Raw genomic sequence first — 20,461 nt, forward strand, 5'->3', positions numbered from 1 at the left:
ACCGCCGGTGACGCGCTCCGCTACATGGACGACCCGGCGAAGGACGGCGCGTCCAAGGACTGGGCGGCCAACGTGACGTCCGGCACGGACGTGCACTACAGCTCCGGCGTGCCCAACCTGGCGTTCGCGCTGCTGTCCAAGGGTGGCACGCACCCGCGCGGCCGCAGCACCATCAACGTGCCGGCCATCGGCGTCGAGAAGGCCGGCCGCATCTGGTACAAGGCCAACACCGACCTCTACACGGCGAGCACGAACTTCTCGCAGGCGAAGACGCTGACCATCCAGGCGGCGGCGGACCTGGGCTACGACCAGGCCACGCAGGACGCGGTGAAGGCGGCCTGGGAAGCGGTGGGCGTGGGCGTGACGACGCCTCCCCCGACCTCCACCCCGCTGACCAACGGCACGGCGGTGACGAACCTGTCCGACAGCACGGGCAACAACAAGTACTTCTCGCTGGTGGTCCCCTCGGGCGCGACGGGCCTGACGTTCACCATCTCCGGTGGCACGGGTGACGCCGACCTGTACGTGCGCTTCGGCGCCGCGCCGGACGCGTCCACCTACGACTGCCGTCCGTACGTCGGTGGCAACGCGGAGACGTGCACCATCACCAACATCCAGGCGGGCACCTACTACGTGATGCTGAACGCCTACTCCTCGTACTCGGGCGTGACGCTGAAGGGCAGCTACACGGCCCCCGGCGGTGGTGGCGGCAACGTGCTGCAGAGCGGCGTGGCGGTGACGGGCATCTCCGGCGCCTCCGGCTCCTTCACCACGGAGTGGACCACGCTGGACGTGCCGGCGAACACGACGGTCACCATCACCACCTCCGGTGGCACGGGTGACGCGGACCTGTACGTGCGCTTCGGCTCCTCGCCGACGACCAGCACGTACGACTGCCGTCCGTACCGCTCCGGCAACGCGGAGACGTGCACCCTGAGCAAGACGACCGCGGGCAAGTACTACGTGAAGATCCGCGGGTACACGGCCTACTCGGGCGTGACGCTCAAGGCCGTCTACTAGCCGCACCCGCTTCCAGCCCGGCTCCCCTCGCGTGAGGGGGCCCGGGACGAAGACAGGCACCCGGGGAGCCACCATGGCTTCCCGGGTGTCGTCGTTTCAGGCATCGAAGGGGCGGCGGACCTAGCGCCGCACCTGCACGTCGCGGGCGACGGTGCGGCCGCCCATGAGGACGAACCGGGCGCGCACCGGGGTGCCCTCCTGGAGCTCCTTGAGGGGCACGCGCTGGCCCCGGCGGAGGCCGCGGCTGCGCGGGTCGAGCTGGAGCTCGTAGACGGTGCCCTCGCCGTCGCGCACGTGCAGGGTGTCCTTGCCCACGCGCGTCACCCGGCCGTTCACCGTGCTGGACGCGATGACGACCTGCTCCAGCGGCCGGTTGGCGGAGTTGTCCGTCACCGCCGCCCGCGCCGCCTTGGCCGCGCCCTCGTACCAGGCCTCGTCGTCGCTGGCCTGCACGGCCTGCGCGCCAATCATCACCCGGCCCTCGGCGGGCGCCTGCGTCGCGGGCGCGCCGTCCGGGCGCCGGGGACGAGGCTCTTGAGGCGGGACATCCGCACGCGGTCGATGCGGGCGCCCTCCTTGGTGGCCACGACGAACTGCCAGCCGTTGTAGGTGAAGCGCTCGCCCACGTCGGGCAGGTGGCCCGCCAGCGAGGACAGGTAGCCGCCCAGCGTGTCGAAGTCGCCCTCCGGCAGCGGGAAGCCGAAGACCTTCGTGAACTGATCCACCTCCATGGCGGCGTCCACCAGCGAGCTGCCGTCGGCCATCTTCTCGACGAGCTTCTCCTCCACCTCGAACTCGTCGCCGATGTCGCCCACGATTTCGCGGAGGATGTCCTCCAGCGTGACGACGCCCATGAAGCCGCCGTACTCGTCGACGACCATGGCCATGTGGATCTTCCGCTTCTGCATGTCGCGCAGCAGGTCCCCCACGGGCTTCATCCACGGCACGAAATGGGCGGGGCGGATGACGTCCTGCAGGACGATGAGCTCCGGGTGCTGGAGCAGCGGGATGAGGTCGCGCGCGTGCAGCACGCCGACGATGTGGTCCACGTCGTCCTTGTAGACGGGGATGCGCGAGTGGTTCTCCTCCGCCAGGATGCGCAGCACCTCCTCCGGCGGGGTGGTGATGTCCACGGAGACGACGTCCGTGCGGTTGACCATCACGTCGCGGCAGCGCTTGTCGGACAGCTCGAAGATGGAGCGGATGAGCTGCGGGGCGCTCTTGTCCACCTCGTTGCGCGCGGCCTGGGCGGCGAGCAGCTTCTCCAGCTCCTCCAGGGGCGGGGGCGGCGGCTCGAAGCGCAGGGTGCGGCCCATGGTGCGGGCGCCCAGGTTGAGCAGGCCCAGCATCAGGCGCATGGGCGGGTAGAGCACCGTCACCAGCAGGGACACCAGGCCCGACAGGCGCAGCGCCCAGCGCTCCGGGTTCCCGTTGGCCAGGCCGCGCAGGGTGACTTCCATGAGGCTGGCGAGCACGCCCACGAAGAGGGCGCCCGCGCACACCGTGGCGACGGGCACCCAGGTGGCCTCCGCGTAGCGGCTGAAGTCCAGCAGGCGCGGCGGGACGAAGGCGCCAATGGCGGCGGCGAGGAAGCCGGACAGCACCATGCCCAGGCGCAGGGCGGTGGCGGCGGGTTCACGGTCCGTCTTGTGACGGAGCACCCGGCGGGCGGCGACGCTCTTGCTCTCCTCCGCGAGCTCCTGGGCGCGCAGGTCGGACGTCCCATAGAGCGCGGACTCCGCGGCGGCGACCAGGGACCTCGTGAAACAGAGGGCCAGGCAGGCGACCCAGAGGGTCCAGGTAGGCATAGGGGGAGGTTCTTATCCCGTGCTAGAGGGGCATACCACCCTGGCGGGAGGCACCATGCGGGGACGTCGGATGTACGTCATTGGCGGACTGCTGGGCATGTTGGCGGCGCCCTCGGCGGCCCTGGCCTGGCCGGTGGACCAGGCCCTGACGCTGGAGCCCGGCAAGGAGAAGTTCCAGAAGCTCACCGCGGTGGACTGGGCGGAGTCCGACGCGCCCTCCGTGGTGACGGCGGAGGCGCTGTCCCGGAGCGGCGAGCTGCTGCTGACGCCCCACGACGCCGGCATCGCGCGGGTGCTGCTGTACGCGGAGGGGCGCTTCGCGGTGTGGCGGGTGATGGTGGGGCCCATCGAGCTTCAGAATTACGCCTCCGAGCTCGCGGCGGCGAAGAAGGCGTGCCCGGACCTGAAGGCGACGGAGGGCGCGGAGCCTGCCCTGACGGCGACGGTGAACGACAACGCGTGCCGGCTGGCGCTGCGCACGTTCCTCAAGACGCACGCGTACCTGGCGCCGCAGCTGGAGCTGACGTTCGCGGTGCCGCAGCTCCAGGCGCAGCTGGAGGACTTCGAGGCGGGGCTGCCGCCGGGGCTGACGGTGCGCTACAGCGGCGCGGGGCTGGTGCTGTCGGGGAAGACGGACCGGGCCGGGCACCGCAAGGCGCTGTGGGAGCTGTTCAACCGCGCGGTGGGCCGCGTGCCGCTGGAGGACCGCACGGAGGTGGAGGCGCCGCCGAAGCCGGAGGACTCCGCGACGCAGGAGGCGATGGACGCGACGGTGTCGGACGTGCCCGCGCCGGATGCCGGGGTGGCGCCAGCTCCGCCGCCAGTGAAGCGCAAGGCGCCGTCGAAGAAGCCGCGCTGAGCGTGGGCCGTGCCGGAGCGCTTCCGCTTGCGGTATGACCGTGGGTGGAGGTCCGACGGAATGACGAACGGAGTAATGCGCGCGGGGTTCGCGCTGGTGCTGGCGCTGACGGTGGGGCCTGGGGCCGCGTGGGCGCAGGACGATGACGGCTCGGCGGTGGTGGTGGACATGCCGGAGCTGGACCGGGGCTGCCCGGTGAAGCCGGAGTTCCTGCCGATGACGGCCATGGGGCAGGTGGGCATCGACCGGCTGGGCTGGCTGGTGCACCAGGCCATCATCCCGGCCTCGAAGGACAGGTTCTTCCGGGCGGGGGCACGGAGCCGCTCCGGGGTGAAGCCGGTGCCCATGGAGATGGCGCGCAAGCTGGGCGCGCTGGACACGAAGAAGGCGTCCATCTGGGTGTTCGGCAAGGAGAAGTCGAAGGCGTGCAAGGGCACGCCCATCGCGTACTGGGCGGTGCGGATGGGGACGGACGAGGACCGCCAGACGTACCTGATGGCGGAGCTGGCGATGGAGTGCGAGGTGCTGCCGCCCGGGCGGCTTCCGGGCACGCCCATCGCGCTGCGGCAGAAGGACGAGCCCACGGGGTGCGTGCTGCGCCGGCCCAACCGGAGCCTGACGGGCAAGGAGATGGACGGCATGCCGCCGGACTACGCGGAGCACATCCCGCCGCAGGACTGCGCTGCGCCGGAGTGCGCGCGGCTGTGGGAGTACTTCGGCGTGACGGGCGACGAGGGCGAGGGCGCGTTCGACCTGACGGTCTCCTATCTGCACAGGAACGGCAGCAACCCGTGCAACTGGGCGACGGACGACCTGTCCATGTTGTTCGTGCGGGGGCGGGAGAGCACGGCGCTGACGCCGCTCAAGCCGGGAGGCCAGCTCTTCGGAGGCCTCTGGGACTTCAGCGGTCCGCGCTTCATCCTGAGCCGGGAGCTGGGCGTGCTCTACGCGTACGACTACCAGAAGCTCAAGGCCGCGCCGAAGGCCGTGCGCTACGGAAGCCCCACGGAAGAGGACCTCCTCCACGCGAAGCGCACGCTGTCCCCGTGCAAGAAGTAGCGCTGGCTACTGCGCGCTGGAGCCGTGATACGTCTTGCGCAGCTTCAGGGTCGGCACGTCCACCGTGCCGTCCTTGTTGTCCGTGCAGTACCAGAACGAACCGTGCGGAGCCTGGACGGCGCCCTTCTGCGTGCGCGTCAGGCCGTTGTAGACGGAGCCGGCGATGAGGTAGCGGAACACCTGCGGCGCGGTCGCGCTCACCAGCGTGTTGTTCTGCTGCATCTCCTTCCACACCACGCAGTACTGCTTGAGCGCCGCCCAGGCGCCCTTGGCGTAGCGCGGGCTCCCCAGCATCCACACCTCCAACTGGGGACACATCTCCGTCACCCCGTCGTCCGGGTTCGCGTAGTTCATGGCGCCGCAGACTTCGTCCACGCGCATGTCGTTGAGGGTCACGTCGCCCTGCGCCTGCCACCCCGCCAGCCGGGACAGCTGGAAGCGGCGGATGGACAGCGCGTCCTCCCTCGTCAGGGACGGCGCCATGAAGCCCTTCGGCTCCGGCAGCGCGAACGTGCCGCCGCCGTGCGGCCCCACGCCCGCGTCCAGCACGTAGCCGCCCCACGTGTACATGAGGAACAGCGACCACGCGTCCTTCACGAAGGCCCGGTACGAGGGCGGCGTCCCGTGCGCCAGGCCCCAGTTCAGGATGTCCGTCATCGCCGCGACGGCCCAGTCGTCCGACTCCTGGTACCAGTAGTACCAGCGATACGCCTTCGTGCCGGCCTTCGTCAGGAACGCTTCCATCCCACGCACGGTGACGTTCTTGTGCGCGGCGAAGTCCCGCTCGTACGTCGCGACCTGCGCGTCCAGACACCAGAAATAGATTTTGACGCTCTGGCCCGCGCAGCGCGTCGCCAGCGCCTTCGGTGCGTTGATGTCGCGGTTGCGGTCCTGCGGCGGGGGGCCAATCCAGGTGTAGTGGACGTCCATCCGGTGAAGCCTACTCCGTCCACGGCCCCCGCCGCGTCGGCTCCTTCAGCGCTTGGTCGAGCGCCGCGAGGAAGCGCTTGCGCGGCCAGGACTCCGCGCCGAAGCGCTCCAGGTGCTCCGTCTCCACCTGGCAGTCGATGAGCTGGAAACCCCAGCCCTTGAAGCGCTCCACCGCCGTGGCGAACGCCACCTTCGACGCGTCCGGTGCCAGCGCGAACATGCTCTCCCCGAAGTACGCCGCGCCCAGCGACACGCCGTACAGCCCGCCCACCAGCACCTCGCCGTCCCACGCCTCCACCGAGTGCGCCAGCCCCAGCTCGTGCAGCCGGATGTACGCCTGCTTCATGGCGTCGGTGATCCAGGTGCCGTCCTGCCCCGGCCGGTGCACGCGCGAGCACGCGTCGATGACCTTCGCGAACACGGTGTCGTAGCGCACCGTGTACGTGCCCCGGTTCATCACCTTGCGCAGCGAACGGCCTACGTGGAGCTTCTCCGGCTCCAGCACGAAGCGTGGGTCCGGCGAGTGCCACAGGATGGGCTGCCCCTCGCTGTACCAGGGGAAGATGCCCTGCGCGTAGGCCGCCACCAGCCGCTCCGGGCGCAGGTCGCCGCCCACCGCGAGCAGGCCGCTCTTGTCCGCCTTGGAGGGCGGGGGGAACAGCTCCGGCTCGTCGTCACTCAGCAGGTAGATGGGCACGCGCGCGCCCCAGTCTAGCGGGACACGTTGAGCTTCACGTCACCCTTGAGGAAGAAGGGGACCTGCAGCAGGGGGCCCTTCACCTCGCCCTTCACGCTGTAGGGCAGGACGCCCTTGGAGATGAGCCCCTTCACGCCCGGGCCCCAGGACTGCGCCGTCACGGCGATCTCCACCGGGTACACGCCCGTGGCGGACGCATCCACCGTGTCCGCCTGGGCGGCGGTCCCCTCCTCCAGGGGCCGGTCCGCGACGGTGACCTGGTAGGTCAGCGAGTCGAGCCGCAGCGGGAACGGGTTCGGGTTGCGCACGCCCAGCCGCAGGTTGATCTGCACCTCCTCCGCCGAGTAGCGGGCCGCGTCCAGGCTCTCCACGACGACCTCCGGCAGGTGGGGCACCCGCACCGCGCGGCTGGCGGCGAAGGGCAGGCTGTCCTCGCTGCCGCCGGAGCGCACCACCAGCGTGCCGCGCAGCGCGATGAGCACCGTGCCGCCCTGGGCGCTCAGGCGGGCCAGGTCCTCCGGGCCCTTCACGTAGGCGGACTTCTCCTCGATGGAGAAGTCCGCGGGCGTGCCCGGGGCGAACGGCACCCCCAGCTTCACGGAGCCCGTCTTCACCACCTGCCCGTCGGCGACGAGCTCGTAGTCGGCGCGCTCCACGACGCCGGTGGCGGTGCCGGTGACTTGTCCGGTGTAGCGCACGGAGGCGTCGGTGAGCCCCTGGGAGACGACGGTCGTCTCCTGGGCCGTCAGGGCGGGGGGGGCGCTGGAGCGGACCGGGGCGGAGGCGCACCCGGCGCAGAGGGCGAACAGCGCGGACACCAGGGTCATCAGGCAGGTCGAGCGATTCACGCAGGACATTCTGGGGAGGGCAGGGGCTGCTCCCAAGGGGTTTTCCGCTAGACTGTCCACCAACCGTGGCTCCCCGACGTCCCAACTTCAACCGGACCCTGCGCTCCCTCATCCGGGACATCGCCGCGCGCATGCCCGAGTTCGGGCACGTGAAGGTGGGCCGCATCCTCGTCGTCGCCGGCGAGGCCCGCCGGGCGTCGCGCGGCACGGTGAAGCCCCTGTGCTTCAAGGGGGGCAAGAGCATCGACAAGGCGGGGCGGCGCAAGCCGGTGGTGCGCATTCGGGGCCGCCGCATCCTGTACTGCATCACGCTGCGCCCGCTCTTCTTCCGGGGCTCCACCGCGAAGTCGCGGCTGGAGACGCTGATGCACGAGCTCTTCCACATCTCGCTGCGCTTCGACGGCACGCTGCACGCGGGCCGCCGCCACGCGAAGCTGGGCGCGGAGTTCGGGCGCCGCCTGCGGCCGCTGGTGCGGCGCTACCTGAAGCTGTGCCCGGAGGCGCTGCTCGCGGACCTGGCGTATTCCGGCGAGGTGCGGGTGCTCCAGTGGCTGGAGCGCCCAGGCCCGGCCTACCACCCGCGCGCGTCGCACCGCCGCGTGCGCAAGGTCTACACGGAGGATCAGCTCTACTCCGGCGTGGCCCGCATGGTGACGCCGCGCCCCCGAGTGGTCCGCGAGGCCCACGTGCGCGACGACAAGGTGCACTGAAGGGCTTTCGATGTCCGGGCCCACCGACTTCGTCAGCCTGGGTGCGCTCCACCGCGACCTGGAAGAGCTGTTCCTCCTGCACCAGGAGGCGCTGATGGGCATGGACCTGCCCGCGGCGCGTGAACGGCTGTCGCGCTATCGCGAGGCGCTGACGCGGCACCTGGAGGCGGAGGAGGCGCTGCTGCTGCCGGAGCTGCCCCGCGCCGGACGGATTCGCGGCGCCGCGCCGGAGCTCTTCACCGGCGAGCACCAGCGCATGCGCGAGCTGCTGGCGAAGTGTCAGGACGCCGTGGACGCGCTGGACGCGAGCGCCCCGGACTACCGCCGCGCGGTGCTGCGCGTGTTCGACATGGAGAGCACGTTCAAGCACCTGGAGCACCACCACTCGCTGCGCGAGGAGACGTACCTGTTCCCCGCGCTGGATGGGGTGCTGGGGGAGGAGGAGCGGCGGGCCTTGCTGGCCGCGTTCCTCGCGCGCACGGAGGCTTCTACTTCTCCGCAACCGTGAACCGGGCGAGGTCGTGGATGCCGAGCGCGCGCTCCAGCCAGGCCACCTCCTTGAGCGCGTTCTCGAAACCGTCGCTCCCCAGCAGCCGGTGCTCCTGCTCCTCGAAGCGCTCGCCGAGCTCGTCGAACTGCTTCGCATCGAAGAGGTCGCGGAACGCGGGGAACAGGACGGTGTCCTCCCGCGCGGCGTGCGGCGCATACATGCGGATGAACCCGGTGAGCCGCCGCGCGACCTCGGCCCGCTGCTGGGGTTGCGTGAGTGCGTCGCGACCGGCCGTCGCGGTCAGGAGGGCCTCGGTGACCTTGCGCCCGGCGGCGTGCTGAACGAGCAGCACCTGCACGAGCTCCTTCTGCTGGCCCGCCTTCACCAGCCGGGGGAAGACCTCCGTCTCCTCCGTCTTCTCGTGGTAGCCCTCACCGAAGTCGCGCATGAGGCGGGCGGCCCGGGCGAGCACCTCCACGGGGGCCTTCTCTTCACGAAGGCCCAGGCGGCGAGCGACTTCGTCGTACACCAGGAGCGTGCGGCGGATGATGCCGTGCTCGCGCATCAGGTCCTCGGTGGCGTTCACCTCCGCGGGCTTTGACTTGCCCTCCGCCTTGGGCGTCGCGGCGACGGCATCGCTTGCCGTGCCTCCAACGCCCAGCAATACGACCGCGGACAGGAAGCCGCGACGGCTGGATGCCTCATTCATGGCCATGCTCCTCGAGCGAGCGCGTCGGGGCTCAGGAGGGCTCGGCCGCTCACGGTGGACCCAAGATCCACGGCGGGGCCGCGCCGCACAATCGAACTCCGAGCGCGGATGTCGACCAATCGGCCAGCAGGTCCGGGCGGTGGCGGGAGGCGGGCGGGCAGGGGGCCGTCGTCCTCCCGGCTCTGCCCGGGCTCAAGGCGTGCGTGCTGTCCTCTCGCTCGCATCCCGCCCCGCTGTGGGGCGCTGGCTCGAACGAGGTCTTCTCCTGGTGGGACGCGGCGTCTGGGTGTGGTGCTGGGCGCTCGTGGCCCTGCTGGGCTCGCGGGCTGCGACCCGGGCGCGGAGCTGACGCCCTGTGCCGCGGACTGCGAGGGCGCGGCCTGCGCGGCCTGCGTCACGTCGCTGCCCGAGGAGACCGCCCGGCCCTCGCTCGCGTGTGATCAGCTCCCCGCGCCGTCACGGTGCCTGGGGCCTCGCGTGCTGGAGCGGTGTGAAGGGGGCGCCGTGCACCGGGAGGACTGCGCGGAGGACACGACCTGTGTCGAATCGCCCGAGGTCGCCTGTGTCTCGGGCACGGCGTGTGTCGACGGTGTCTCGCGATGCACGGAGTCGCGGACCTTGCAGGTGTGCACGAACGGCCGCTGGGTCACGCGGGCCTGTGACGTGGCCTGTACCGCCGCGCCGGGCCGGGGCTTCTGTGGAGCGCCCGGGCCCACGCTGAGCGGCACGGTGCGCTACGCACGCCGCTTCCCGGATGCGGAGTTCCGCACGTGGGCCCTGGAGTGGGACCCCGTGCCCGCGCGGGGCTTCCTCATCGTGTCGTTCCAGGGCACGAAGGTGCTCGACTCGCAGGTGACGGATGACGCTGGCCGCTTCACGCTGAAGGTGCCGTCCTCATTCGGTGAGGACGACCGCGTCGTCGTGTACGCGGCGGGACGGGGACGTGACGGCGCGGTGGCCTACGCGGTGGCGGATCCGGCGTTGACGGGGGCGCAGTCGGTGACGACGGTGCCGGGCGAAGCGGCGCGCATCTGGAGCTGGTCGCGCACGACGCGCGAGCTGTCCGGACAACCCGACTTCACCCTCACCGAGTCCGAGGGATCCGGCGCGGCGGCGGTGTTCGACGTGCTGGGCACGGCCTGGCGCCGGATGCGCGAGCGCTACGGCGGACGCGACGGGCTGCCCGTGGTGGCGTGGCTGGGCTTCGGGACGACCTGGTCCTGCGGTGCGTGCTTCGCGCCCTGGCCGGTGACGGCGGTGGGCCGGAGCTGGGAGTCGCAGGTGTGGCTGCCGGGGGACTCGGATGCGGCGTGGTGGTCGGACGCGATGGTGATGCACGAGCTGGGGCACTGGGTGATGGCCAGCCGGGGCACCAGCCCGGAGGAGGGCGGTCCGCACTTCGTGGGCGTGCCCACCTTCCCGGGACAGGCGTGGAGCGAGGGCTGGGCCACGTGGTTCAGCGCCGACGCGCGCCGCAGTCCCCGCTACTTCGACCGGCAGGGCGGGACGATGTTCTGGGTGGACCTGTCCGCGCGAGCCTCCTCGGTCAGCCCCTGGACGCGGCCCCGCGCGGAGGCCGGTCTGCTCCAGTCCGTGGACGAGAACGAGGTGGCCGCCATCCTCTACCGCGCGGCCACCGGCACCTCGTCGAGCCAGCCCCTCTACGACGCGCTCTCCGCCCCCGCGATGAATCGCTCCCCCTGGGCGCGCGGCTACACGCGGCACACCTGGAAGCAGGATGAGAAGGGAGCGCTCACGGACGTGGTGGACACGGGCAGACCCTCACCGTGCCTCGCGGACTTCCTGGACGCGCTGAGGTGCCAGGGCTTCCCGCGCACCCTGGTGGACGCGGCGACGGAGCCCGCCACCGCCTTCCCGTACCCCAGCCACGAGCCCCTGTGCCCATGACGTCCCCGCGAAGTGGAAGCCCCGCATCCGTGTCCGTGCCGATGACGTCCCCGCGAAGCGGAAGCCCCGCGCCCGTGTCCCCGTGCCCATGAAGCTTCCACGTTCGATGCCGCGAAGCCGGCGAGCCGCACCCCTGAAGCTCCTGCGTCCCCTGATGCGCAAACGCGTGGCGGGGCCGTGCTGGCCCTGGCGCTGGTCGGAGCGCTGTCGGCGGGGATGGCAGCCGGCGTGGACCGCGTGCGGCGCAAGAAGCCACTCCGCGCTTCAGCGCCACCCCTCCATGCGAAGGAGAAGCCCGTCCACGCCTCGTCGCCAACGCTCCTCGCGTCCGCGCGCTCGGTGGCGCTTCCCTCGCACGGGATGGGCTCCTGGGACCTGCCGTCGCACGAGCGCCACGATTCCCGGCCCGCCCCCGTGAAGCCGCGCGCCCCGGACGCGGTGGCGGCCCCCCGCTCCATCGCGCTCACGCGAGGCCCGGAGGACGGCGCCACGGCGACGGACCGCACGGCGCCCGAGCCCACGGTGCTCCCCGCCACGGCTCGCATCCCCGCGCCGCTGCACGTCTCCTGGCGCGTGGTGGATGTCAGCGCGGACACGGTGCGGCTCGTCGCGCGGTTCGACCGGAGCCCGGGCTTCACCGCGCCCGTGCAGGTCTCCCTGCGCGTGCCGCCGCGAACGGTCCTCCGCGAAGGCCCCACCGCGCCCATCGTCCTGGACGGGGACACGCGCGAAGTGCCCTGGACCCTGGGCCTGCCCGCGGGCGCGAGCCCCGACGACGACCTCGTGCTGCTGGCGAGCGCCGGAGGCGAGTCCTTCGGCGTCCACGCGGAGGCGCGCTACCGCTTCGGCAGGACGCTCGCGGAGTCACCCCGGCCCGCGCCCACGGGGCCGGCGCTGCCGGGGGAGCTCATGCGTTCACACGAGTAGCCCGGACTCAATCCAGGTTGAAGTACACCTCGTCCATGGCGCCGTGGAACTGGTCGTTGTTGTTCCCCGCGCTCTTGGCCCCGATGCCGACGGACTGGCCCGTGGGGTTGATGTCGTAGGTGCTGGCGAGCAGCGCGCTGCCCCGGGCCACGTTGTCGACGAGGATGGTCAGCGTGGTGCTGGTGCGCTGACACGTCACCTTGTGCCAGGTGCCGTCCGCGATGCCCACGGACGACTTGACGATGACGGCGTCCGCGCCGCCGGTGGTGCGCACCACGCAGCTGGGCTTGCCCGCCACCGCGTCGTCCAGCTGCAACTTCCACTGGGCCGTGGAGGAGAGCCCCTTCTGCACCAGGTTGGAGCCGTGGTCCGTGCTCAGCTCCGCGAGCGTCACGCGCACGCGCGCCCCGAAGGAGAACAGCGCCGTGCCCGGGTTGAGCGACACGGAGTCCGCCGCGCTGATGAACGCCTTCGCGCACGTCGTCCCGACACAGACGGCGGGGAAGCGCACGCCCTGGCCCTCGTAGCCCGCCGCCTCCACCGTCACGGTGCCGCCGTTGGCCGCCTGCACGGTGCCCGTGTGGCCCTTGCCGCTGTCGTCCACCACGGTGGTCACCGGGTCGGACACCGACTCGAACCTGTAACGCAGCTTCTGGCTCACCGCGCCCGCCGTCAGCGGGCCCAGCAGCAATACCGCGGCGAATCCCATCCGCACCTTCATGACGTACCTCCCCAGGGACTGCGTGAGCGTGCCACTCCAGCACGGACTCAACCCCTGGGGCAGCGGGAAGGCTTCCCCGCCGCGCACGTCACGGCACGTCGACGGCCAGCTTCTGCAGCGCGGACTTCGCGTCCGCATGGTCTGGCTGCAACTTCACCGCCGCTTCGTACTCCTTCTTCGCCTCGGGCTTGCGGTTGGTGGCCTCCAGCAGCTGCGCGAGCGCGAAGTGCGGCTCGCCCGCGCTCGCGTCCACTTGCGACGCGCCCCGGAAGGCCTTCTCCGCCTCCGGCAGCTTGCCCTGCCGGTACAGCGTGTGCCCCAGGTACAGGAGGCCCAGCGAGTTGCGCGGCTCCACCGCCAGCACGTCGCTCAGCACCTGCAGGGCCTTGGACTCGTCACCGCCGCGCAGGTACAGGAAGCCCAGCTCCGCGCGGGCCTCCAGCTGCGCGGGGTCCTTCGCCACCACGGCCTCCAGCTCCGGCACCGCCAGCTCCGGCCGGCCGCGCCGCGAGTGCAGGATGCCCAGCCGCGCCAGCGCCGCCGTGTCCGCCTCCTCGCCCTGCGCGGGCGTCAGCAGCTTCTCCGCCGCCGCGTAGTCGCCCATGGAGAGCAGCAGGTCCGCCAGGCCCAGCTTCGCCGCGCGGTGCTTCGGGTCCTCCTGGAGCACGGCCTCGTAGAGGGGCCGCGCCTGGGCGCCCACGTGCTTCCTGGCGTACGTATCCGCCAGGGCCAGCCGGTTCTCCACCGTGGGCTGGAGCTTCACGCAGGCCGAGTACTGCGCGATGGCGCCGTCCAGGTCGCCCTTGGCCTTGAGCGCGTCGCCGTAGCCCGAGCGGGTGCCGGGGTCGTCCGGGAAGGTCTCCACCGCCGTCTTCAGCGTGGCCACCGCGTCGTCCACCTTGCCCAGCGCCAGGTACGCGCGCGCCAGGCCCTGGTACGCCTCCGTCGTCTTCCTGCCGTCGTCGGCGCTCTTCTCGATGGCCTTCTGGAACGCGGACACCGCCTGCGTCTTCTTGCCCTGCGCCAGGTACAGCTGGCCCAGCTGCGTGTACGGGCCGCTCGCGCGACGCGGCTCCAGGAGCAGCGCCTTCTCGAAGGCCCTCGTCGCCCGGGCGTTCTCCCCCAGCTGGAAGCACGCGAGCCCCAGGTTGAAGTGCGCCTCCGCGTACTTCGGATCCAACGCGATGGCCTTCTGGAACGCCTCCGCCGCCTTGCGCGCGTTGCCCTGGCCGTCCAGCACCACGCCCAGGTTGTTCTGCGCGCGCGCGTGCTTCGGGTCCGCCTTGAGCGCCGCCTGGTACTCCGCGAACGCGCCCGTGGCGTCGTTCTCCCGCATCAGCACGACGCCCAGGTTGTAGTGCGCCTCCGCGTCGCTGTCCTTCTGGCGGATGGCCTCGCGCAGCGTCTCCTTGGCCTCGGCGCCCAGGCCCTTCTCCGCCAGCGCCTTGCCCAGGTTCACCCGCGCCACCTGGAGCGCGCCGTCCAGCTTCAGCGCCTCGCGGTACGCCTCGATGGCGTCGTCCGTGCGGTTCGCGCGCTGGAGCACCTCGCCCAGGTTGAAGCGCAGCTCCGCGTCCTTCGGCGAAAGCTCCGTCGCCACGGAGTACTGGGTGATGGCCTCGTCCGTGTCGTCCTGGATGCGCGCCAGCAGGCCGCGCTCCGAGCGCAGCGTGGCCTCCTCCGGGAAGGCCGCCAGCGCCGTGTCCAGCAGCGCCTTGGCCTTGGGCACGTCACCCGACAGCCGCAGCGCGCGCGCGAGCGCCACCTTCGCGGGCACGCCGTCCGGCGTGAGCTCGACCAGCTTCGTCAGCGGCGCCAGCGCGCGGCGCGGCTGGTTCTGCGACAGGAAGGCCGTGCCCAGCTTGTAGAGCGCGTCCGGGTCGTCCGGGAGCTTGTCCGCGCGCGGGGCGCTGACGGGCTTCTCCGGCGGAGTCGCCTCCGGGGCAGGGGCCTGGGCCGTCAACAACTGGAGGAGGAGGACGCCGGCTTTCGTCATCACAGGTTCTCCACGTACGGGCTGGCGCGCGCGTCGAAGGTCTTCTTGGCGAGGGCGGCCTTCTTCGCCTCCCACGCCTCCTTCGCCGCCTGCGCTTCCTTCGTGTCCCCGGCGAGGTTGGCGCGCTGCTCCTTCACCTCGGCCTCGCACTCGGACACCTGCTCCTCGAAGTCCTTGGGCTCCAGGCGCTCACTGCCCTGCACCTTCGCCTTGCGCGCCGCGGTCAGCCGCGCCAGCTCGAAGCGCGCGAAGGCGCAGCGCAGGGACAGCTGCTCCACCTCGCGCAACCCCACATTGAGGCGCTGGTGCGCGCGCAGGTACTCCACGCGGGACTCGGACTCCGCGATGGCCAGCTGCGCCACCTCTCGCGACGAGGCGTCCTGGGCGCGGTCCTCCTCGTCCTCGGCGGCCTCCTGGCGGGACTTCGCGCGGCGGATGTGGTCGCGCGCGCGGTTGACCTCGTTGTCCGCCTCGTCCACGCGGTCGATGGCCAGCGCCAGGTCGTTCTCCGCCTCCAGCAGCTCGATGCGCGTCTCGTACGGCAGCTTCTTCACCAGCGTGTCCGGCACGCGCATGCCGTAGCTCGGGCCGCAGGCGGCGGTCAGGAGGGACAGGCTGAGGAGCAGGTGGCGCTTCATGGAGCAGTGGCCTCGAAACGGCTGAAGATGGTGCGGCCGGAGTAGACGTCGGTGCCGTTGGTGAAGGTGACGTTGAACTCGCCCGACACGCGGTCTCCGGTGGTTTTCGGAAGGGACTTCACGAAGAGGTTGCCGCGCACGAGCGGCGGGAAGGGACGCACCGGTTCGTCCAGCACGCTGCGGTCCACGCTGCCCCGCTGCGAGCCGTCCTCCAGCGCCTCCGCCAGGTCGATGTCCAGCGAACCCGCGTATTCGGTGTCCGGCAGCATGTCCGCCACCCGCGCGCTCACCTTCAACACCACGTCCTGCCCGCTGCCCTGCGTGTTGACGAAGCTCACCGCCAGCGTCCCTTCCGCGAGCTGGGCCTCCGTGCGCTGGTAGCGCAGGTCGAGCAGCTCCGTCACGCTGCCCTCCAGCTTGCCGCCCTCGTCACCACACGCGGTGGAGACGAGCGCGACCAGCACCGGAGCGATGAGGCGCAAGGGCGCGCTCACTTGCAGGCCTTCCATCCGGCGTCCACGTCCGGGCCGTTGAGCGTGCCCATGTCCTTGAGCACGGCCAGCTCGCGCCGCGCGCCGTCCGTGTCGCCGAAGCGGCAGCGCAGCGCGGCCAGGTTGAGGCGGGCCTTGTCGTAGGTGGGGTCCGCCTCCAGCGCCTTGGCGTATGCCGCCCGGGCCCCCATGGCGTCACCCAGGTTGAGCATGGCCCAGCCCAGCGCCGCGTGCGCGGACGCGCGCGTGTCCTGCAGCTCCGTCACGCGCCCGAAGGTCAGCTGCGCCATGCCGTACTGGTGCGCGTCCAGGTAGCCCATGCCCAGGGCCTCCAGCGCCTCCGCGGTGAGCACCCTCTCCGCCTTCTTGCGCAGGTCCTCCAGCGCCGCGGGCTGCGTGGGCGCGCCGGGGCGGCACCGGCAGCGCGGCCACGTCCGTGCGGTTGCGGCAGCCCACCACCGCGGCCGTTGAAGACCTCCAGCGACTCCGCGCGGGACAGGCACGCCTTGAAGGCCTCGTCGGAGCGGGCCTTGAGCGGCCCCACCTGCTGCTTCACCGCGTCCTGGAACTGCTTCGTCTCCGCGGCGGACAGCCCGCCGGGCACCGGCGTCTGGTCCACCACGTCCGCGATGTGGCCGTACGCCAGGGCAATCTTCCACAGCGACGCCACCGCCCACTCCGGATAGCCCAGGGACGCGGCCTGCGTGTACACGCCCTCCATGGCCTGGAGCGCGGCGACCTTCTCCTCCACCTTGTCCGCCGGCAGGTCCTTGTAGCCGCGGTAGAGGATTTCGCCCAGGTACCAGAGCCCCTTGGCCGCCTCTTCCGTCTGGCCGTTGGGGCCCTGCACCGCGGCGGTGAGGGTGGAGATGAGCGCGTCCGGCGGAGCGGTGGGCGCGGTCGTGGCCTGCACCTCCGCGAGCACCGCCGCGGCGGCCACGTTGTTCTTGTCCAGCTTGAGCGCGGTCTCCGCCGCCGTCTTCGCGCGGCCGTAGTCCTTCTGCTTCAGGCGCGTCTCGGCGAGCAGCGACAGCACCTCGCCCTTGCGCGCGCCCGAGGCCTCGGCGGCCGTCTCCAGGTTGCGGGACGCTTCCTTGTACTCACCCAGCGCGATGCGCAGGCGGGCGCCGGCCATCCAGCCGTCCACCGACGCCAGGTCGCCCGTCAGCTTCTGGCCCACCTGTTCGAACCAGCCGGCCGCCTCGTTGAAGGCCGCGGCTTCCGCCGCGTGCCGGCCCAGCGTCAGGAGCACGTCCGACAGGTACTGGCTCTTGGGGTAGGACTGCACCAGCTTCGCGCCCAGCTCGCGCTCGCGGGGCAGGTCGCGCTTCTCCCGCGCGGCGGTGAACGCGCCGTAGAGCGCCTTCTCGCCGATGTCGGTGTTCTTGTTCTCGTCCGCGACCTTCATCAGGCCTTCGATGACGTCGCCCGTCTCCTGCGCGCTCCGCAGGGCCAGCTCGTCCAGGGCCTCGGCCTTGCTCTGCGTGAGGATCTTCTGCACCTCGCCGCGGAAGCCGGACGGCAGCGCGGACGCGAGGAACTTGCGGCCCGTCTCGTCCAGCTTCTTGAAGTCGTTCACCTGCCGCAGGCTGTCCAGGGCCAGGTTGCCCGCCACCGGCGCGTCCTTGTACTGCGGGTGCGCCAGCGCGAACGCGGTGAACAGCTCCGCCGCCTTCGGGTACTCGCCGTCCTCGTAGTAGGCGCGCGCGATGTTGAACTTCACGTCCAGCACATGCGGGCTCTGCGGGTAGCGCGACACGTAGGACGCGCCCAGGAGCTTCAGCGCCTGCCGCGCGTCGGCGACCTCGAAGGCGTTGCGCTTCTGGGCCTCCTCCGGCTTGAGCGTGGAGAAGTGGGCCAGGAGCGCGCCGTACATGGCCGTGTCCACGGCCTTGTCGTCCTTGGCCTTGTCCTCGTAGCGGGCCAGCTCCTCGAACTGGCGCGCGGCCTCCGGGAACTCCTTCGCGGCGAAGAGCGCGTCCGCGCGGTTCTTCATGATGGGCCGCACGTACTGCTCCGGCCGGAACAGGCCCAGGTACTCGCGGTAGGCGTCCGCGGCCTTCACGTACAGCTCGCGCGAGTCCGCCTTCTGCGCGGCCAGGTGCACCTGCGTGGACAGGTCGCGCGCCATCTCCTCCAGCTCCGCGAGCTGCTTCTTGCGGTCGGCCTCCGCCACCTCCGGGTCGGTCTTGCTCTGCACCGCGGCGCGCACGAGGAAGCGGATGTCCTCCGGCTCCGGCATCACCTTGCCCTTGGCGGCCTTGAGCGAGTCATACAGCTTCTGCCCGCGCTCCAGGTCCAGCTCCGGGTCCGGCTGCACTTCCATCAGCTTGCGCAGCGCGGGGATGGCCCACTCGTACTGCTGCTTGATGAAGTAGCGGTTGCCCAGCTTGTCCAGCGCGAGCGCGTACGTGGCGCGGCCCTCGCTGAGCTTCTCGAAGTAGTTGAGCGCGCCCTTCGGGGGCTTGGCCTCCGTGTAGCTGTAGACCAGGTCCAGCAGCGCCTCGCGCTTGACGTTGAGCGCCTTCTTCACGTCCACGCCGGGCAGGGGCGCGCTGGCGGCCGCCGCCTCGAAGAACGTCACGGCCTCCGCGTGCTTGGCCTGGTTCACGCGGATCCAGCCCATCTTGTAGCGGGCCAGGTCGTGCACCGGCGACGGCGGCAGCTCCAGGATGGCCTGGTAGTGCCGCTCCGCTTCGACCAGGTCCGCCTTGTCGAAGAAGTGGTCACCCAGAATCTGCTCGGCTTCCAGGCGCAGCGGGCTGTTGGGGTACTTGCGCGTCAGGTCCCCCAGCGTCTTGAGCATCTCGTCGAACTGGCCCAGCTCGCGCTGCTCGTGCGCCAGGTAGAACGTCACCTGGTCCCCGTCCTTGAAGTCCGGGTACTCGCGCAGCAGGCGGTAGTACATCTGCACCGCCTTCTGCTTCATCAGGCGCGTCTCCGGGGAGACGATGGCGCCCGTGGCGCCCTCCGGCCGGGTCTCCGCCTGGAGGTAGTACACGTAGCGGCTCTTCTCGACGTAGAGCTCCGCCAGCCGGAACTGCAGGTCCGGCAGGTAGGGGGCGTTGCGGCTCTTGGAGATGAGCTTCTCCGTCTCGCCGATGGCGCGGTCCACCTTGAAGATGTCGCGCTTGAGCTTGGCGACGAGCTCCTCGCGCTCCTTCGCCTTGGACACGATGGGGTTGGTGTTGGGTCCCACGCGGCCGCCAGGGCCGGGGGCCGCGGCCGCGAGCAGCGCGGCGGTGATGAGGCCGGTGAACGGGCCGGTCATGGGGTTTCCTCGATGCAACGGCTCTCGATGCGGACCCGGTAGGACTTGAGCTCGTCGTTCCAGTATTCGTTGTCGAACTTGAAGGCGACCTGGGCGGGCGACAGCAGCTCTTCCTCTTCCGCCGCCACCACCTGGGCGCCCTTCTTCACGCGCTCGTACAGCTTGAGGCCGACCTCGTACTCCATGAGGCGCACCTGTTCGGCGGCGCGCAGGAGCGTGTCCGCCTCCTGGCGCACGGCCTCCTGCAAGCGCGAGTCGTACACGCGCACGGCCTCCGCGTGGGACAGGTCATACAGCCGCGTCAGGTGCCCGAAGAGCCGGTCGCCGAAGCTGCCGGCGAAGCGGCCCAGGCGCTCGCCCTCCAGGTCCAGCAGCGACACGAACTTCGCGGCGCGCTGGGTGCCGCCGTGCGCGTTGGCGGCGCGGCGCAGGCGCGCGTCCTGGCTCAGGTCCTCGCGGTTGCGCACGGACTCCAGCGAGTCCGCGTACCGGCGCGTCAGCTCCTTCGCCGCGCGCTTGGCGGGCAGGTAGTGGCACAGGTCGCGGAAGATGAGCGCGCGCAGCAGGTACTTGTCCGGCATGAACTCATCGCGGAAGGACGGCGCGTCCAGCGTGGTGAGGATGCCCAGCGCCGCGCGGAGGTCGCCCAGCTTGTAGCGGGTCCACGCCTCCTCCAGGTAGAGGCTGGCGCGGCCGGGGTCCAGCTCCGGCAGCTTCACCTTGCCGTACGCGTCCAGCGCGCCCGTGAAGTCCTTCTTCTCGTAGCGCAGGCGGGCCACCGCGAGCGCCGCCTCGTTGCGCGCCTCGCGGGTGAGCTTCTCGTCCTGGGACAGGTCGAGGAAGTCCTTCACCATCTCGTCCGGCGGATCCTTCACCTTCTTGAGCCGCGTCACGAGCAGCGCGAACTTCGCGTGGCTCGCCTCCGCGCTGGTCTCCGGCAGCTTGGAGAAGTGCGTGTTCGCCCAGCGCTCGTTGCCCACGCGCAGGTCCACCAGGCCCTGCTGGTAGTGCGCGTAGGCGCCCGTCTCATCCGGGAGGAAGCCCAGGTCGAGCGCGCCGAAGACCTGCTCGTCGATCATCACCTCGTCGTGCGGCCGGTCCGTCAGGCCCTTCAGCGCGTCCAGCGCGCGCGGCAGCACGTTGGGGTTGGTGCGCTCGCGCGCGATGCGCGCCAGGTACGCCGCGCCCGCGTGGGTGAGCCCCAGGTCGATGAGGCTGCGCGCGAGGAAGTACTGGCCCCACGCGTAGTTGTCATCCGTGCGGGGCGTGGCCTGGAGCCACGCGTACAGCGGACCGGCGGCGGCGCGCGGATTGCCGTCGAAGTACGCCTTGAGCGCGTTGTCGAAGGTCTCCGGCGGCACCTTCTGCGGCGGCGGCGG

At 71.2% G+C, this 20,461-nt stretch carries 20 protein-coding genes; 7 read left to right on the top strand and 13 right to left on the bottom strand.

The annotated features are described in order from the left end of the window. On the top strand, nucleotides 1–1,020 hold a 1,020-nt coding region (locus ACLEQD_RS12680), incomplete at its 5' end, for a pre-peptidase C-terminal domain-containing protein (protein ID WP_410383902.1). Nucleotides 1,021–1,140: 120 nt separating this feature from the next. Here ACLEQD_RS12680 and ACLEQD_RS12685 read toward each other — a convergent pair. Both ACLEQD_RS12685 and ACLEQD_RS12690 read right to left on the bottom strand, forming a co-directional pair. After that, on the bottom strand, nucleotides 1,141–1,491 hold the full coding sequence (locus ACLEQD_RS12685; RefSeq protein WP_410383904.1) for a hypothetical protein: 351 nt from the start codon (nucleotides 1,489–1,491) through the stop codon (nucleotides 1,141–1,143). Next, nucleotides 1,491–2,828 carry a hemolysin family protein gene (locus ACLEQD_RS12690; protein WP_410383906.1) on the bottom strand — a complete coding sequence of 446 codons (1,338 nt, stop codon included), beginning with the start codon at nucleotides 2,826–2,828 and terminating at the stop codon, nucleotides 1,491–1,493. Before ACLEQD_RS12690 ends, ACLEQD_RS12685 begins: the two co-directional genes overlap by 1 nt. A gap of 55 nt (nucleotides 2,829–2,883) precedes the next feature. On the opposite strand from ACLEQD_RS12690, the gene ACLEQD_RS12695 reads away from it, so the two are divergent. Together ACLEQD_RS12695 and ACLEQD_RS12700 are read left to right on the top strand one after the other, a co-directional pair. After that, the gene (locus tag ACLEQD_RS12695; RefSeq protein WP_410383908.1) at nucleotides 2,884–3,687 is read left to right on the top strand and encodes a hypothetical protein; all 804 of its coding nucleotides are present in this window, start codon (nucleotides 2,884–2,886) and stop codon (nucleotides 3,685–3,687) included. A 60-nt stretch (nucleotides 3,688–3,747) separates the two neighbouring features. Beyond that, nucleotides 3,748–4,746 carry a hypothetical protein gene (locus ACLEQD_RS12700; protein WP_410383910.1) on the top strand — a complete coding sequence of 333 codons (999 nt, stop codon included), beginning with the start codon at nucleotides 3,748–3,750 and terminating at the stop codon, nucleotides 4,744–4,746. 6 nt (nucleotides 4,747–4,752) lie between these two features. Here ACLEQD_RS12700 and ACLEQD_RS12705 read toward each other — a convergent pair whose 3' ends face one another. From ACLEQD_RS12705 to ACLEQD_RS12715, 3 genes are read right to left on the bottom strand one after another with little or no spacing between them, the layout of a single operon-like run. Beyond that, a complete protein-coding gene (locus ACLEQD_RS12705; protein ID WP_410383912.1) occupies nucleotides 4,753–5,676 on the bottom strand; it encodes a hypothetical protein in 924 nt (307 codons plus the stop codon). Nucleotides 5,677–5,686: 10 nt separating this feature from the next. After that, a complete protein-coding gene (aat, locus tag ACLEQD_RS12710; protein ID WP_410383914.1) occupies nucleotides 5,687–6,373 on the bottom strand; it encodes a leucyl/phenylalanyl-tRNA--protein transferase in 687 nt (228 codons plus the stop codon). Between the two features lie 14 nt (nucleotides 6,374–6,387). After that, nucleotides 6,388–7,230: an LEA type 2 family protein gene (locus ACLEQD_RS12715; protein WP_410383916.1), complete on the bottom strand. Its 843-nt coding sequence runs from the start codon at nucleotides 7,228–7,230 to the stop codon at nucleotides 6,388–6,390. Nucleotides 7,231–7,286: 56 nt separating this feature from the next. Here ACLEQD_RS12715 and ACLEQD_RS12720 point away from each other — a divergent pair, with 56 nt between their 5' ends. Together ACLEQD_RS12720 and ACLEQD_RS12725 are read left to right on the top strand one after the other, a co-directional pair. Next, nucleotides 7,287–7,931: a hypothetical protein gene (locus ACLEQD_RS12720; protein ID WP_410383918.1), complete on the top strand. Its 645-nt coding sequence runs from the start codon at nucleotides 7,287–7,289 to the stop codon at nucleotides 7,929–7,931. A 10-nt stretch (nucleotides 7,932–7,941) separates the two neighbouring features. Then, the gene (locus ACLEQD_RS12725; RefSeq protein WP_171422175.1) at nucleotides 7,942–8,439 is read left to right on the top strand and encodes a hemerythrin domain-containing protein; all 498 of its coding nucleotides are present in this window, start codon (nucleotides 7,942–7,944) and stop codon (nucleotides 8,437–8,439) included. On the opposite strand, the gene ACLEQD_RS12730 is transcribed toward ACLEQD_RS12725, so the two are convergent. Further along, entirely contained in the window at nucleotides 8,420–9,130 is a 711-nt protein-coding gene (locus tag ACLEQD_RS12730; RefSeq protein ID WP_410383920.1) for a hemerythrin domain-containing protein, read from the bottom strand. The two genes, ACLEQD_RS12725 and ACLEQD_RS12730, sit on opposite strands and share 20 nt — an antisense overlap. Before the next feature lie 291 nt (nucleotides 9,131–9,421). Between ACLEQD_RS12730 and ACLEQD_RS12735 the strand changes: the two genes are divergently transcribed. Beyond that, nucleotides 9,422–11,038, top strand: coding sequence for a hypothetical protein (locus tag ACLEQD_RS12735; protein ID WP_410383922.1), 1,617 nt, complete (start codon nucleotides 9,422–9,424; stop codon nucleotides 11,036–11,038). A gap of 177 nt (nucleotides 11,039–11,215) precedes the next feature. Next, entirely contained in the window at nucleotides 11,216–11,965 is a 750-nt protein-coding gene (locus tag ACLEQD_RS12740; protein WP_410383924.1) for a hypothetical protein, read from the top strand. A gap of 7 nt (nucleotides 11,966–11,972) precedes the next feature. Here ACLEQD_RS12740 and ACLEQD_RS12745 read toward each other — a convergent pair whose 3' ends face one another. From ACLEQD_RS12745 to ACLEQD_RS12775, 7 genes are all read right to left on the bottom strand, one after another. Continuing rightward, on the bottom strand, nucleotides 11,973–12,686 hold the full coding sequence (locus ACLEQD_RS12745) for a laminin G domain-containing protein (protein WP_410383926.1): 714 nt from the start codon (nucleotides 12,684–12,686) through the stop codon (nucleotides 11,973–11,975). An 88-nt stretch (nucleotides 12,687–12,774) separates the two neighbouring features. Further along, nucleotides 12,775–14,682, bottom strand: a complete 1,908-nt coding sequence (locus tag ACLEQD_RS12750; RefSeq protein WP_410383928.1) for a tetratricopeptide repeat protein — start codon at nucleotides 14,680–14,682, stop codon at nucleotides 12,775–12,777. Continuing rightward, nucleotides 14,682–15,320, bottom strand: coding sequence for a hypothetical protein (locus ACLEQD_RS12755; RefSeq protein WP_410383930.1), 639 nt, complete (start codon nucleotides 15,318–15,320; stop codon nucleotides 14,682–14,684). Before ACLEQD_RS12755 ends, ACLEQD_RS12750 begins: the two co-directional genes overlap by 1 nt. Continuing rightward, nucleotides 15,317–15,814 carry a hypothetical protein gene (locus ACLEQD_RS12760; protein WP_410383931.1) on the bottom strand — a complete coding sequence of 166 codons (498 nt, stop codon included), beginning with the start codon at nucleotides 15,812–15,814 and terminating at the stop codon, nucleotides 15,317–15,319. The genes ACLEQD_RS12755 and ACLEQD_RS12760 overlap by 4 nt, the downstream gene beginning before the upstream one ends. Next, the gene (locus ACLEQD_RS12765) at nucleotides 15,811–16,164 is read right to left on the bottom strand and encodes a tetratricopeptide repeat protein (RefSeq protein WP_410383933.1); all 354 of its coding nucleotides are present in this window, start codon (nucleotides 16,162–16,164) and stop codon (nucleotides 15,811–15,813) included. The genes ACLEQD_RS12760 and ACLEQD_RS12765 overlap by 4 nt, the downstream gene beginning before the upstream one ends. Next, nucleotides 16,089–19,082: an outer membrane protein assembly factor BamD gene (gene bamD / locus ACLEQD_RS12770; RefSeq protein WP_410383935.1), complete on the bottom strand. Its 2,994-nt coding sequence runs from the start codon at nucleotides 19,080–19,082 to the stop codon at nucleotides 16,089–16,091. Before bamD ends, ACLEQD_RS12765 begins: the two co-directional genes overlap by 76 nt. Beyond that, on the bottom strand, nucleotides 19,079–20,461 hold a 1,383-nt coding region (locus ACLEQD_RS12775), incomplete at its 5' end, for a hypothetical protein (protein ID WP_410383937.1). The genes ACLEQD_RS12775 and bamD, both read right to left, overlap by 4 nt.

It is taken from the genome of Corallococcus sp. 4LFB (assembly GCF_046520365.1).
GTDB classification, from domain to species: domain Bacteria; phylum Myxococcota; class Myxococcia; order Myxococcales; family Myxococcaceae; genus Corallococcus; species Corallococcus caeni.

Coding starts and splice junctions, on each gene's coding strand:
- ACLEQD_RS12685 (WP_410383904.1), bottom strand. CDS start 1,491: ATGATTGGCGCGCAGGCCGTGCAGGCCAGCGACGACGAGGCCTGGTAC.
- ACLEQD_RS12755 (WP_410383930.1), bottom strand. CDS start 15,320: ATGAAGCGCCACCTGCTCCTCAGCCTGTCCCTCCTGACCGCCGCCTGC.
- ACLEQD_RS12750 (WP_410383928.1), bottom strand. CDS start 14,682: ATGACGAAAGCCGGCGTCCTCCTCCTCCAGTTGTTGACGGCCCAGGCC.
- ACLEQD_RS12695 (WP_410383908.1), top strand. CDS start 2,884: ATGCGGGGACGTCGGATGTACGTCATTGGCGGACTGCTGGGCATGTTG.
- ACLEQD_RS12745 (WP_410383926.1), bottom strand. CDS start 12,686: ATGAAGGTGCGGATGGGATTCGCCGCGGTATTGCTGCTGGGCCCGCTG.
- ACLEQD_RS12725 (WP_171422175.1), top strand. CDS start 7,942: ATGTCCGGGCCCACCGACTTCGTCAGCCTGGGTGCGCTCCACCGCGAC.
- ACLEQD_RS12705 (WP_410383912.1), bottom strand. CDS start 5,676: ATGGACGTCCACTACACCTGGATTGGCCCCCCGCCGCAGGACCGCAAC.
- ACLEQD_RS12715 (WP_410383916.1), bottom strand. CDS start 7,230: ATGTCCTGCGTGAATCGCTCGACCTGCCTGATGACCCTGGTGTCCGCG.
- ACLEQD_RS12730 (WP_410383920.1), bottom strand. CDS start 9,130: ATGAATGAGGCATCCAGCCGTCGCGGCTTCCTGTCCGCGGTCGTATTG.
- ACLEQD_RS12690 (WP_410383906.1), bottom strand. CDS start 2,828: ATGCCTACCTGGACCCTCTGGGTCGCCTGCCTGGCCCTCTGTTTCACG.
- ACLEQD_RS12700 (WP_410383910.1), top strand. CDS start 3,748: ATGACGAACGGAGTAATGCGCGCGGGGTTCGCGCTGGTGCTGGCGCTG.
- bamD (WP_410383935.1), bottom strand. CDS start 19,082: ATGACCGGCCCGTTCACCGGCCTCATCACCGCCGCGCTGCTCGCGGCC.